This is a genomic window from Actinophytocola sp. (assembly GCF_035762905.1).
Lineage (GTDB): Bacteria > Actinomycetota > Actinomycetes > Mycobacteriales > Pseudonocardiaceae > DASYTH01.
The window spans coordinates 129990-141915 of sequence record NZ_DASUCC010000130.1; the positions used below are offsets into that span (position 1 = coordinate 129990).

Consider the following 11926-nt stretch of genomic DNA (forward strand, 5'->3'; position numbering starts at 1 on the left):
GTCACACGCTCCTGGCCAGTCCGCGGCCGAACAACCCGTTGGGCCGCACCGCGAGCACGATCACCAGGATCGCCAGCGAGGCGAGCGTGACCAGCTCCGGTCCCAGATAGCCGGACACGTAGGAAAGGCCGACGCCGAGCAGGAACCCGCCGATGATCGTCCCAAGTGGATTGTCCAGTCCGCCGATCACGGCCGCGGTCAGCGCGTAGACGAACACCCCGTCCAGCACGTTGGGGAAGATGAACGGCGGCACGGCGAGCATTCCGGCCAGCGAGCCCACTGCGGACGCCAGGCCCCAGCCGACGGTGAGCATCAGGCCGACCCGCACCCCGGACATCCGGGCCGAGTCCGCGTTGAACGCCGCGGCCCGCATCCGCAGGCCCAGCGGCGTCGCCTTGAACAGCACCAGCACCCCGATCGCGGTCACCGCGACCGCGGCCACCACGAAGACGCTGTTCGGCGAGAAGTCACCCCGGAAATCGAACGCGTACGGGAAGCTGTGCGGCTCGTTGGACCAGACCATTCCGGCCACCGCCTGCAACACGATCAGCAGCCCGAGCGTGACGATGATCGCGCCCAACTCGTTGTGCCGCACCGGACGCACCAGCAGACGCTCGGTGAGCATGCCCAGCACCGCCCCGGCCACCAGCGCCGCGGCGAACCCGAGCCAGTAGCCGCCGGTCGCCTGGTTGATCGAGTACGCCAGGTAGGCGGAGATCAGCGCGAAGGCCGGCTGGGCGAAGTTCACCACCCTGGTGGCCCGGTAGATGATCACCAGCGAGAGCCCGAGCGCCGAGTACACCGCCCCGCTGGCGACACCGTTGAGCGTCAGGTTGAGGAACTGGTCCATGCGCCGCCTTCCTTGTCTTTGCTAGAAACCCAGGTAGGCGTGCCGGAGCGTCTCGTCGGTCAGCAACGTGCCGGCGGGCGCGGCCATGACCACCTGACCGAGCGCGAGCACCATCCCGGTGTCCGCAATGGACAGTGCGCTGCGCGCGTTCTGCTCCACCAGCAGCACGGTCAGCCCGGTGCTGGCCCGCAGGTCCCGCAGCACCTGCATGATCCGCGCGGTGATCATCGGCGCCAGCCCGAGCGACGGCTCGTCGAGCAGCAGCAACCGTGGCCGGCTCATCAGGGCCCGCCCGATCGCCAGCATCTGCCGCTCGCCGCCGGACAGCGTGCTCGCCGGCCGCGCCAAGCGGGACGCCAGCGGCGGGAACAGCTCGCACACCTCGCGCAGCGCGCGGGCCCGGTCGGCCCGGTCGCCCCGCCACAGCGCGCCGAGCCGCAGGTTCTCCGCGACGGTCAGTTCGGTGATCACCCCGCCGCCCTCCGGGACAAGCGCGAGGCCCCTGCGCACGGTCAGCTCGGCCGGCATCCGGGTGATGTCGGTGCCGGACATCATGATTCGACCGGACCGGGCCCGCACCAGGCCGCTGATCGTGCGCAGCAACGTGGACTTGCCGGCTCCGTTGGCGCCGAGCACCGCGGTGATCGCACCCGGCTCGACGCTGATGCTGACCCGGTCGACCGCGCGCACCGGGCCGTAGGTCGTGGTCAGCTCCTCGATCTCAAGCACTCGTGGACTCCTCGGTCGGCTGCCCGAGGTAGGCCTCGGTGACCACCGGATCGGCCTGCACCTGCTCGGGCGTCCCCGCCGAGATCACCTCGCCGAAGTTGAACACCACGACCCGGTCGCAGACCCGCATCACCAGGTCCATGTGGTGCTCGACCAGCACCACCGCCATCCGTTCGCGCAGGCCCCCAATGTGCCCCACGAACTCGTCCATCTCCGCGGTGGACAGGCCGCTCACCGGCTCGTCCATCAGCAGCAGGTCCGGCTCGGCGACCAGGGCCCTTGCCAGCGCCACCCGCTTCTGCTGCCCGTACGGCAGCGAACCCGGGTACCGCCCGGCGAGCTCGGCCACGTCCAGCGCGGCCAGTGCGGCCATCGCCCGGTCGGCCAGGTCCCGTTCGTCGTGCGCGGTGCGCCCGGCGCCGAGCAGGCCCGCGGCCAGACCCGCGCGGGCGTGCCGGGTGGCCCCGGCCATCACGTTCTCCAGCACGGAAAGCCCGCGGAACAGGCCGAGACCCTGCAGCGTCCGGGCGATCCCCAGCCCGGCCAACCGGTCCGGGCGGTGCCGGCGCAGGTCCCGGCCCCGCCAGACCAGCCGCCCCCGCTCCGGCCGGACCAGCCCGCAGACCACGTTGAACAACGTCGTCTTGCCGGCGCCGTTGGGTCCGATGACCCCGACGATCGTGCCCGGCGCCACGGACATGCTGACGTCACGCAGCGCGACCAAACCGCCGAACCGCACGGTGACACCATGCAGCGCCAGCAGGGCATCGTCGCTGGTCATCGTCATGGGCACCGTTCCGTCGAGGGGCGCCCCAGTTTCCGGGCGTCGTCACCCGAGCCACATCGGCGAAATCGCCAGTCCTCTTTCCCGACCGGCAACATGGCAGCAACACTGGGCGACATGGTGGCTACCAACGGCGTGACGTCATCGGTGCCGGCCGTCCTGCGTGGCCGCGAGAAGGAACTCGCGACCCTGCACGACGCGCTGACCAGAGCCCGGAACGGCTACGGCACCGCGCTGGTGGTGCTGGCCGAGTCCGGCATGGGGAAGACCACGCTGCTCGACGCGTTACGACCGGTGACCACCGACTTCCTGACCCTCGAGACCGCCGGGATCGCCACCGAGGCGGCGCTGCCGCTGTCCGGCCTGCACCGGCTGCTCCAACCGCTGGCCGACCGGGTGCGCATGCTGCCCGGCAGCTACGCCCGCACGCTGGTGCCGGTGATCGCCGAGGGTGCCGTCCCCAGCGAGGACACCTTCGCGCTGCACGCCGCGGTGCACCGGTTGCTCGCCGACACGGCGGGCGCCATTCCGCTGCTGTGCCGGGCCGACGACGTGCACCGGATGGACCGGCTGTCGGTGGACGCGCTGACCTTCGCCGCACGACGACTCGCCGGCGACCCGGTCGTGGTGCTGTTCACCTCCCGGGTCGACGACGGCGACCTGCTGTCCGGGATTCCCCGGCTGCCGCTGTCCCCGCTGAACCTCATGGCCAGCCAGCAGGTGCTGCTCGACCGGTTGGACCACGGGCTGCCCGGCGGCCTGGTGGAGGATCTGGTCGAGCTGGCCTCCGGCAACCCGCTCGCCCTTGTCGAACTGGCCGACGCGCTCACCGTCGAGCAGCTCTCCGGCGAGGTGCCCGGCCCGGACGCGCTGCCGTCGCACAGCCGGATGCGCGGGCTGCTGCGCCGCCGGTTCCTGCGGCTCTCGCCGGACGCCCGCCGGCTCACCACCATGGCCGTGGTGGACGACCAGCTGGACACCGACACCGTGGTGCGCACGGCCACCGATGCCGGTATCGACCTGTCCGCGTTGGAGGAGGCCGCGTCCTCCGGGCTGATCCGGCTGGACAGCGAGCGGGTCGAGGTGCCCAGCCCGCTGATCCGGTCCACGCTCTACGCCGACGTTCCGCTGGCCGAGCGGCAGGCCGCGCACCGGCTGCTCGCCGGGGTGCTGCACCCCGAGCAGGACCGGCTGCGCTGGACCTGGCAGCGGGTCGCGCTGGCCGAGGCGCCACGGCACCAGCTCGCCGACGAGCTGGACGCGGCCGCCGCGGCGGCCAGGGAGACCGGTGACTACGCCGCCTCCGCTCGGGCCTACCAGCGGGCCGCGGCGCTGACCGCGCAGCCGGATGCCAAGGCGCTGCGACTGATCGCGGCCGCCACCGACTCCTCGTTCGCCGGCCGCAGCCGGCACGCCAGGGCCCTGTTACGCCAGGCGGTGCCGTTCACCACCACGTCGCCGGAGCTGCGTGGGCTGGCCGACCTGCTGCAGGGCGAGATCGAGCTGCGCGACGGCATGCCGGCCATCGCCAACGAGGTGCTGCTCACCGCGGCCACCGAGCTGATCGACTCGAACCGCACGCTGGCCATCACGGCGCTCATGCTTGCCGGCGACGCCAGCTGCCTGACCGGCAACTACCAGCACTACGTGGAGGTCGCCGAGCGGGCCGCGCGGCTGCGCCGGCCGGACGAGCCGCCGAGCACCGGGCAGATGTTCGACCACTTCGAGGGCATGACCGCCACCTACGCCGGCCGGCACGCCGAGGCGGTGGCCCCGCTGCGCCGGGTGATCGCCGCGGCCGAGACCACCAACCATCCCATGTCGACGATCTGGGCCAGCGAGGCCGCCTACACCTTGGGCGACGCCGTGCTGGCCCAGGAACTGGCCACCAAGGCGGTCAGCACCGCCCGAGCGCACGGTTTCGCCGTGCTGCTGCCGTGGGCCATGGTCTACCTGTCGATGTCGGCGATGCTGCACGACCGGCACATCACCGCGATGACCAGTTCCCTGGACGGCATGCGGGTGGCCGCCGCCATCGGTCAGCAGAACTGCGTGGTCGACCACCTGACCATCCTGGCGCTCCTCGCCGCCCTGCTCGGCGACCGGGAAACCGCCCTGCTCCGCCTGGAATCCGCCGCCGCCGGCACCCGGGCGCGTGGTCTCGGCCGGCCAAGCGCGCTCAGCTCGTGGGCCGTCGCCTGCGTCGACCTCGCCGACGACCGCCCCGCCGACGCCCTCGACCGGCTGCGCCTGATGGCCGCCGGCACCGGCTACGTCCACCCCGCCATCCGCGCCATGGCCGCCCCGCACTTCGTCGAGGCCGCCGTCCGCTGCGGCGAAGGCGAAAAGGCCGAGCACGCCCTGGAAATCTTCGACCAGTGGGCCAACTCCACCGGCAGCACGCCCCGCCTGGCCCAGTCCCACCGCTGCCACGCGCTGCTCGCCGGCAACGGCGCCCACGCCGAAGAACACTTCCGCGAAGCCATCCGGCTGCACCGCGCCAGCAACACCGCCTTCGAACTGGCCAAGACCGAACTCTTCTTCGCCCACCAACTCCGCCGCTCCCGCAAACCCCGCGCCGCCCGCGAACACCTCCGCGACGCCCTGAAGATCTTCCAGCAGTACGACGCCGAACTCTGGGCCGAGCGCACCCGCTCCGAACTGCGCGCCGCCGGTGAGACCGTGGCCGCCAACCGCCCCCGCACCGCCGCCCAACTGACCCCCCAACAAGAACAGATCGCCGCCCTGGTCGCCGAAGGCGCCACCAACCGCGAAATCGCCGCCCAACTCGTCGTCAGCCCCCGCACGGTGGACCACCACCTGCGCAACATCTTCACCAAACTCGGCGTCCGCTCCCGGGTCGAGCTCACCGCCCTGTTCCGCTGACCCCGGTAGGGTCACCCGCCGTGCCCGTGATCCGAGCCGTGTTCTTCGATGTGGGCGAATGCCTGGTGGACGAGACCGCCGAGTGGGGTCGCTGGGCGGACTGGCTGGGCGTGCCCCGGCACACGTTCTCGGCGGTGTTCGGCGCCATGATCGCCCGCGGCCGGCACTTCCGGGAGACGTTCCAGGTCTTGCGGCCCGGCTTCGACCTGGAAGAGGCACGCGCACCCCGGGCGGCGGCCGGCCGGCCCCACCACATCGGCGAGTCCGACCTCTACCCCGACGCCCGCCCCTGCCTCGTCGCGCTGCGCGCCCTCGGCCTCCGGGTGGGCATCGCCGCCAACCAGCCCGCCCGCACCGAACAACTCCTCGAGGCGCTCCAACTCCCGGTCGACATCATCGCCACCTCCGCAGGCTGGGGCGTGGCCAAGCCCGCGCCCGAGTTCTTCACCCGGGTCGCCGAGGTCGCCGCCCTCCCACCCGCCGCGATCCTGTACGTGGGTGACCGCCTGGACAACGACATCCTTCCCGCGCACCGGGCGGGGATGGCCACGGCGTTCATTCCGCGCGGACCCTGGGGTCACCTCCTGCGCGATCCGGCGATCGAGGAACTGGCGCTGTTCCGCCTGACCACCCTGACCGAGCTGCCGGATCTGGTCGCCCGGCACAACGCGGGTTACCCCGGTCAGGGTTGACCTGGCAGGTGTTCCCCGGCTGCGTCGGAACGCCGGGGTGGGCACCTTGGCGAGGCTGGGCCCGGCGTTCCGCGGCACGGCTGTGCACCGAACAGGCGGCGGCACCTCGGCGAGTCGCCGATTCCGATCCGGCGAGTCGCCGCCTCCGGCAACCGAACCGCCGATCCCAGCCCGGCGAGTCGCCGCCCCGGGCAACCGAATCGCCGGTCCGGTTCGGCTGTTCGCTGGAACCGGCGACTGGGCCGCCTGCTACGGGGACCAGCTGGGGTTGCGCAGGTTGGCGAGACCGGCGAGGACGCGTTCGAGGAGTTCCATGTCCGGGCGTTCGTCGTGGCCGAGGGGGTTGTTGTGCACCTGGATCAGGCCGAGCGTGGCCATGTCGCCGAGCAGCACGCGGACCACGCCCAACGGTAACGACAGCAGCGCGGCGACTTCGGCGACGGACTTGGAGTGGTAACAGAGGCGGATCACCGACTGGTGCTCGGTGCGCAGCGTGTTGATCGTCTCCTCGCCGCGTTCGGTGCTGGAGATCAGGGTTTCGATCTCCAGCTGGAAGTCGGTGCGGGTGCGGCCGCCGGTCCAGGCGTAGGCGCGCACGCTGGCGGCGTTCTCCTCACCGGGCAGGTCATCGGGCTGCAGCGGGTGCCGGTACACCGGCGCCGGGGCCTGCGGCGGTGCCTCGGGACCGCGCTTTCGCGGCTTCTTGCCGGTCAGGCTCAATCCATTGAGCACGTCGGCGAAGGTCTGCTCGGCCGGCCCGACCCCGTCGTCGTAGGTGCTCATGGATCACCTCACTGGCGCACTCAGCCGGCCGCGAGCGCGGCCCGGAGTTGGGGAGTCAGGATCTGGCCGACCTGGTCCACGAGCACCGTCATCTCGTAGGCCACCTGGGACACGTCGCAGTCGTTCACCGCGAGCACCGCGAGGCAGGAACCGTCCCGAACGGACGTCAGCAGCAGCACCCCGCGGTCCATCTCGATGATCGCCCGGCTCACCTCCTCGGCGCCGAGGCACTTGGCCGCGCCCTGGTTGAGGCTGACGATGCCGGCGGCGATGGCGGCCATCTGCTCGGCCCGGTCGGCTGGCAGCCGGGCCGACGCGGTGAGCAGCAGCCCGTCGACGGAAATCACGACCGCGTGGGCGACACCCGGGACCTGCTCGGCGAAGTTGTTCACCAACCAGCCGAACCGCCCGACCTGGTTGGCTCTGCCGGGCATCTGTTCCTGCGTCACGGGTTATCCTCCGCCTTCGTGTTCTCACTGCGCCGGATCCCAGCCTGGAAGTTGCTGAGGAATCCGCGCGCTCTGGCCGCGTCGCGGGGACTCGACGACGGCGTGCTCGCTCTGCGCTCGTCGCGCGGGGCGAGCAACTGCGCCTGAGGCACCCGCTTGGGCAGCCCGTCCGGACCCCGCGCGATCGGCGCGGCCGGCCTGGGCCGGGTGTGCGGAGCGGTGGCCGGTTGACCGGCCGGCCCGCCCAGCCAGGTGAACTCGCCCGTCGCCTCGGCCGGTCGCGGCTTGGCATCCTCGACCGGCGTGCGGGCGGCGAACAGGATCGCCGCGGGCGAGCTGGCATTGGGCAGCACCGGTAGCTGCACGAAGATCCCCTTCGACTCCAGCATGCCGAGCACGCCGGTCTGCCGGGCGCCCGCGCCGGCCGGCACCGGCTCTGCGACCGGCTCCCGGGCGAGCAGCACGGTGCGCTCACCGGGCGACCGGAACGGCGCCGGCGCCGGGGCGGGGGCGACCGCGCCGCCCTCCCTGGCCACCAGTTCGGCCGGCACCAGGAGGGACGCGCGCAACCCGCCGCCCTCATCGTGCGGGCGAGCGGACAACCGGACCCGGATGCCGTGCCGGGTGGTCAGGTTGCCGACCACGAACAGACCCATCTGCCGGGAGATCGGCACGTCGACGTCGCCGCCCGCGGCGACCCGCTGGTTGGCCTCGCGCAGCTCCGCCTCGCCCATCCCGATGCCCTGGTCCATGATGTCGATCAGGACGACCCCGTCGTCCTCTACCCGGCTGGTGATGATCACGGCCGTGTCCGGCGGGGAGAACGTCGTGGCGTTCTCGACCAGCTCGGCGACCGAGCGCACCAGGTCGCCGGCGGCGTAGCCGACGATCCGCACCATCGGCGCGGACCGCACCACCGCGCGCTGGTAGTACTCCACCTCGGAGACCGCGGCGCGCAGCACGTCCGGCAGGGCCATCGGCTCGGTGGCCCGGCGGCCGAGGTCCATACCGGACAGCACCATCAGGTTCTCGTTGTTGCGCCGCATCCGGGTGGCCAGATGGTCCAGTTTGAACAGGTTGGCCAGTTGGTCCGGGTCGTTCTCCTTCTGCTCCAGCTGTTCCATCAACTTCAGCTGCCGCTCGACCAGACCCTGGCTGCGCCGCGAGAGGTTCACGAAGATGTTGCGCAGGTTGCTGCGCAGCGAGGCCTCTTCGGCCGCCGAGCGCACCGCCTGGCCGTTGACCGCGTCGAACGCGCGGGCCAACTGACCGAACTCCTCGGTGGTACGCAACGGAACCGGCTCGATCGCCGCCTCCGCGGGCTTGCCGGCGCGGATGCTGGCCACCGCGGCCGGCAGCCGGTTGTTGGCCACGTCCAGCGCGGTGCGCCGGAGCAACCCCACCGACTGCAGCATGTAGCGGCCGAGCACCAGACCGATGCCACCGGCCACCAGAACCATCGCCAGCAGCAACACCGACTGCGCGCCGGCCCGGTTGCCGATGGAGTCCTGCAGGTTGACCGACTCCCGCTGCAGTTGCGCGGCGGCGTTGCGGGCCACCCGGTCCATCAGCTCGGCCGAGATGTTGGAGGAGGAGTTCCATTCGGTGGCGCCGAACGGCATCACCACCGCGCCCTGACCGAGCGCCCGGAGCACCAGTTCCTGCCGCTTGTTCACGTCCGGGCCGGTGACCGTCTCCTCGTAGTGCCGCCACAGGTCCTCCGGCGCCACCGCGCGGGTGTCGGCGATCCGGTCCCGCAGGCGGATGCCGGCCTCGATGAACTGGTCCCGCTCCAGCTCCATCAGCGTTCCGCGCTGCATACCGACCAGCCCGATGGCCTGCTGCACGGCCACCTGCTCGCGGGCGGTCTGCAAGTCGTAGAGCGCCATGGACACGCCGGTCAGCTCGGTGCTGGGGAACTGGCCGACCAGGCTGCGGTCGAAGTCGAGCAGCGCGTCGATCGCCGAGCGGTAGCCCTCGAGCATGATCCAGGCGTCCGCGCCGGTGTCGACCGACTCGCGAACCGCTTGCAGCGCACCGAGGTTGGCCATCAGCTTGCGGTAGCCGTCGGCCGCGGTGGGGCCGAGCTCGGGGATCTGCGCGACCAACCGGTCCATCCGGCCGATCACACCGTCGGTTTCGACGGTCGTTTTCTTGTAGTCGTCCGATCCGCCGGGCGACATGGCGGCCAGGTTGCGTTCCTTCTGGACACTGGACAACACCGGGACAAGTTCGCCGCGCAGCGTCGCGATCCGCTCGGTGTCGGCGTAGGACTCGGCAAGCGCGACGTCGTCGCGCACGCGTAACACCCCCAGGACCAGCGCGCCGAGCACCGGCACGACCAGCACCACGCCCAACTTCACCAGCAACGGCCAGTTGCGCCACTGGGCTACCGCGGTCCACCACGATCGACCGCGGTGGAGTGCGCCCGCGGCGGGCTCGACCGAGCTCACGGGATACGCCTCACGAGAGATCTCCTGACGACATGGCTGGGCCCCGCGACTAGAGATGTCGAGATAACTTAAGGACCCATTGGCATTGTGTACAAGTGTTGATTTCGCCACGAATCGAATACGGTGCGTTGTCGACATCCGGACGGTCAGCGTTCGACACGCCATCGCGGTGGTCCGTGGAGGACACACCTTGGGGTCCTGGGGGTTTCCCATCTTGACTGGACCGGCACGATCGTTACGCTTGCGCCCGCGTCCGTCGGCCGCCTCCCCACCAGGCGCCGGGAAAATTCGCGGAAGGACGGCCGATGTCAACCGTTTCATCCTTCTCTCGCGCTCCCGAAACGGGAAACCATCCCGTATACGATCCCCGCGCCGGTCACGCTTTCGTTGACCAGGCAGGCAATCCGGACTTCGCGGCGATTCGCCGCAGCCGCGACTTCGTGCGCGTGCAACGCCGGCTGACCCGGTTCGTCGTTCCGGCCACCGTGCTGTTCCTGTGCTGGTACATGACCTACGTGCTGCTGGCCGCCTACGCCAACGACTTCATGAGCCACAAGGTGTTCGGCAGTGTCAACGTCGGCCTGCTGCTCGGCTTGTCCCAGTTCGTCAGCACCGTGGTGATCATGGTGCTGTACTCCCGGTTCGCCCGGCGGCGGATCGACCCCGAGATCGCCGCGCTGCGCGAGCGGGCGGGTGCGCGGCGGTCATGATCCTGGCCCAGTCCACCGCGGGCGACCCGGTCCTCAACGTCGTCGTCTTCGTCGGCATCGTCGCTGTAACCCTTTACATCGTCTACCGGGTCAGCAGCCGCAACGCCACCACCGCCGACTACTACGCGGCCGGCGGCGCGTTCACCGGCGTGCAGAACGGCGTGGCGCTCTCCGGCGACTACCTGTCCGCCGCGTCGTTCCTCGGCATCGCGGGCGCGATCGCGGTACAGGGCTACGACGGGTTCGTCTACTCCATCGGGTTCCTGGTCGCCTGGCTGATCCCGTTGCTGCTGCTGGCCGAGCGGGTCCGCAACACCGGCCGGTTCACCATGGGCGACGTGGTCAGCTTCCGGATGCGGCAGCGTCCGGTGCGCGCGGCGGCGGCGAACTCGACCCTGGTGATCTCGGCGTTCTACATGCTGGCGCAGATGGCCGGAGCGGGCGGCCTGGTCGCGCTGCTGCTGGACGTGCACACCGCGGGCGGCCAGGCGCTGGTGATCATCGTCGTCGGCGCGATCATGATCTTCTACGTGCTGGTCGGCGGCATGAAGGGCACCACCTGGGTGCAGATCATCAAGGCCGCGCTGCTGCTGTCCTGCGTGATCCTGATGAGCGTGTTCATCCTGGGCAAGTTCGGGTTCAGCCTGTCCAACCTGCTGGACCGGGCCGTGCGCAACAACTCCCTCGGCGGCGCGGTGCTCGATCCCGGTGCCCGGTACGGCAAGACCGGCACCAGCAAGCTGGACTTCGTGTCGCTGTCGCTGGCGCTGGTGCTCGGCACCGCCGCGCTGCCGCACGTGCTGATGCGCTTCTACACGGTGCCCAACGCCTACCAGGCGCGCCGGTCCGTGATCTCCGCCACCTGGGCGATGGTGGCGTTCTATCTGTCCACTTTGGTCATCGGCTACGGCGCCAGCGCCATCGTCGGCTCCTCGGCGATCAAGGCCGCGCCCGGCGGCGAGAACTCCGCCGCGCCACTGCTGGCCTTCGCCATCGGCGGCACGTTCCTGCTCTCCATCGTCGCCGCGGTCGCGTTCACCACGATCCTGGCCGTCGTCGCCGGCCTCACGCTCACCGCGTCGGCGTCGTTCGCCCACGACGTCTACGCCAACGTGCTCAAGCACGGCCGCCCCGGCCCCGGCGCCGAGGTCCGGGTGGCCCGGATGACCGCGCTGGTGATCGGCTGCCTGGCCATCCTCGGCGGCATCCTGGCCATCGGCCAGAACGTCGCCTCCCTGGTGGCCCTCGCGTTCGCGATCGCCGCGTCGGCCAACCTCCCGACGATCCTCTACACCCTGTTCTGGCGCCGGTTCAACACCACCGGCACCCTGTTCTCGATGTACGGCGGCCTGTCGATCTGTCTGATCCTGATCATCTTCTCGCCGGTCGTCTCCGGTTCCTCGACCTCGATCGTCAAGGGCGTCGACTTCCACCTGTTCCCGCTGAGCAACCCCGGCATCGTCTCGATCCCGCTGTCGTTCCTGCTCGGCTTCATCGGCACCATGCTCGGCAAGGACCGCGCCGACGACGCCCGCTCCACCGAGATGGAGGTTCGCGCCCTCACCGGCATCGGCGCCACCACATCCGCAT

General features: G+C 70.9%; 10 protein-coding genes. 4 read left to right on the top strand and 6 right to left on the bottom strand.

What is annotated here, in order from left to right; genetic code table 11:
* Position 1 precedes the first annotated feature (1 nt).
* The 3 genes from VFV67_RS27735 to VFV67_RS27745 are packed head-to-tail and all read right to left on the bottom strand — an operon-like array spanning position 2 to position 2360.
* Positions 2–850 (bottom strand): branched-chain amino acid ABC transporter permease, encoded by an 849-nt coding sequence (locus VFV67_RS27735; RefSeq protein ID WP_326473598.1) that lies wholly within the window; start codon positions 848–850, stop codon positions 2–4.
* A 21-nt stretch (positions 851–871) separates the two neighbouring features.
* Positions 872–1579 (bottom strand): ABC transporter ATP-binding protein, encoded by a 708-nt coding sequence (locus VFV67_RS27740; RefSeq protein WP_326473599.1) that lies wholly within the window; start codon positions 1577–1579, stop codon positions 872–874.
* Complete coding sequence (locus tag VFV67_RS27745) at positions 1572–2360, bottom strand: ABC transporter ATP-binding protein (protein ID WP_414636360.1); 789 nt, start codon at positions 2358–2360, stop codon at positions 1572–1574. The genes VFV67_RS27740 and VFV67_RS27745 overlap by 8 nt, the downstream gene beginning before the upstream one ends.
* Before the next feature lie 120 nt (positions 2361–2480).
* On the opposite strand from VFV67_RS27745, the gene VFV67_RS27750 reads away from it, so the two are divergent.
* Both VFV67_RS27750 and VFV67_RS27755 read left to right on the top strand, forming a co-directional pair.
* Entirely contained in the window at positions 2481–5249 is a 2769-nt protein-coding gene (locus VFV67_RS27750) for a helix-turn-helix transcriptional regulator (RefSeq protein ID WP_326473601.1), read from the top strand.
* Between the two features lie 20 nt (positions 5250–5269).
* Positions 5270–5941 (top strand): HAD family hydrolase, encoded by a 672-nt coding sequence (locus tag VFV67_RS27755; RefSeq protein ID WP_326473602.1) that lies wholly within the window; start codon positions 5270–5272, stop codon positions 5939–5941.
* 249 nt (positions 5942–6190) lie between these two features.
* On the opposite strand, the gene VFV67_RS27760 is transcribed toward VFV67_RS27755, so the two are convergent.
* Genes VFV67_RS27760 through VFV67_RS27770 form a run of 3 tightly spaced genes read right to left on the bottom strand, consistent with a single transcriptional unit; the run spans position 6191 to position 9626 of the window.
* Entirely contained in the window at positions 6191–6724 is a 534-nt protein-coding gene (locus tag VFV67_RS27760) for a DUF742 domain-containing protein (protein WP_326473603.1), read from the bottom strand.
* A gap of 20 nt (positions 6725–6744) precedes the next feature.
* Positions 6745–7158, bottom strand: a complete 414-nt coding sequence (locus tag VFV67_RS27765; protein ID WP_326473616.1) for a roadblock/LC7 domain-containing protein — start codon at positions 7156–7158, stop codon at positions 6745–6747.
* An 11-nt stretch (positions 7159–7169) separates the two neighbouring features.
* Positions 7170–9626, bottom strand: a complete 2457-nt coding sequence (locus VFV67_RS27770) for a nitrate- and nitrite sensing domain-containing protein (RefSeq protein WP_326473604.1) — start codon at positions 9624–9626, stop codon at positions 7170–7172.
* A gap of 305 nt (positions 9627–9931) precedes the next feature.
* Between VFV67_RS27770 and VFV67_RS27775 the strand changes: the two genes are divergently transcribed.
* Together VFV67_RS27775 and VFV67_RS27780 are read left to right on the top strand one after the other, a co-directional pair.
* Positions 9932–10336, top strand: coding sequence for a DUF485 domain-containing protein (locus tag VFV67_RS27775; RefSeq protein WP_326473605.1), 405 nt, complete (start codon positions 9932–9934; stop codon positions 10334–10336).
* The coding region (locus VFV67_RS27780; RefSeq protein ID WP_326473606.1) for a cation acetate symporter at positions 10333–11926 on the top strand (1594 nt) is incomplete at its 3' end. The genes VFV67_RS27775 and VFV67_RS27780, both read left to right, overlap by 4 nt.